Consider the following 852-nt stretch of genomic DNA (forward strand, 5'->3'; position numbering starts at 1 on the left):
TTCAAGGCTCGATAGGGTAGTGACTTCTTATCGAATTGGTTCATAATTGCAATTCTTGTCTTTAAAAAGGCTCGACTAAGGTGCTGGATGATGTGGAAACGATCAAGAACGATTTTTGCGTTTGGAAAGAGTCTGCGGGCTAGTGGGATGTAGGCTCCAGACATATCCATCGTGATAAACTGCACCTTTTGGCGAGCTTTTAATGGATACTTCAAAAAGTAGTTTCGTATAGAGGTTTGGCAGCGATTATCAAGGATGGTTATGAGTTTGTTTGTCTCATAGTTCTGAGCCACAAAAGCCAATTCCCCTTTCTTGAAACCAAACTCATCCCAGGACATGACCCTTGGGAGTTTGTCAAAATGTTCCTTGAAAGTAAACTGATCAAGCTTACGATAGACGGTAGAGGTCGACACACGAAGTCTTCTGGCAATATCTGTTAGTGACATCTTCTCAGTTAGGAGTTGTGCAACTTTTTGACGGACTAGATTTGAGATTTGGCAGTTTTTCTCAACGATAGATGTCTTAGCTACCGTGACTCTCTTACAACTTTTACACTGGAAACGGCGTTTCTTCAGACGTAGCAGTGTAGGCGTTCCAGCTTGTTCGAGAAGAGGAATTTTAGAAGGCTTTTGAAAGTCATAATTGATCATCTTTCCTTGGCAGTGAGGACATGATGGTGCAGGGTAATCAAGTTTTGCTTGAATCTCGATATGAGTGTCAGTTTCAAAAACAAGTGAAATCTTGATATTTTGGTCTTTAATTCCGATTAATTCTGTGGTATTCTTAATAGGTCTCATAAGTTCTTCCTAATGGTAGTTTCGTCGCTTTTCATTATAGTTCTTATGGGACTTT

Annotated in this window: 1 protein-coding gene; it reads right to left on the reverse strand. The window is 40.1% G+C overall.

Translation table 11 applies throughout. From position 1 onward, the window contains the following. Nucleotides 1-797: ISL3 family transposase (locus HMPREF2979_RS01315; protein ID WP_148132218.1), on the reverse strand; the 797-nt coding region annotated here is incomplete at its 3' end. Nucleotides 798-852 lie beyond the last annotated feature (55 nt).

It is taken from the genome of Streptococcus sp. HMSC078H12 (assembly GCF_001814615.1).
Taxonomy (GTDB): domain Bacteria; phylum Bacillota; class Bacilli; order Lactobacillales; family Streptococcaceae; genus Streptococcus; species Streptococcus salivarius_F.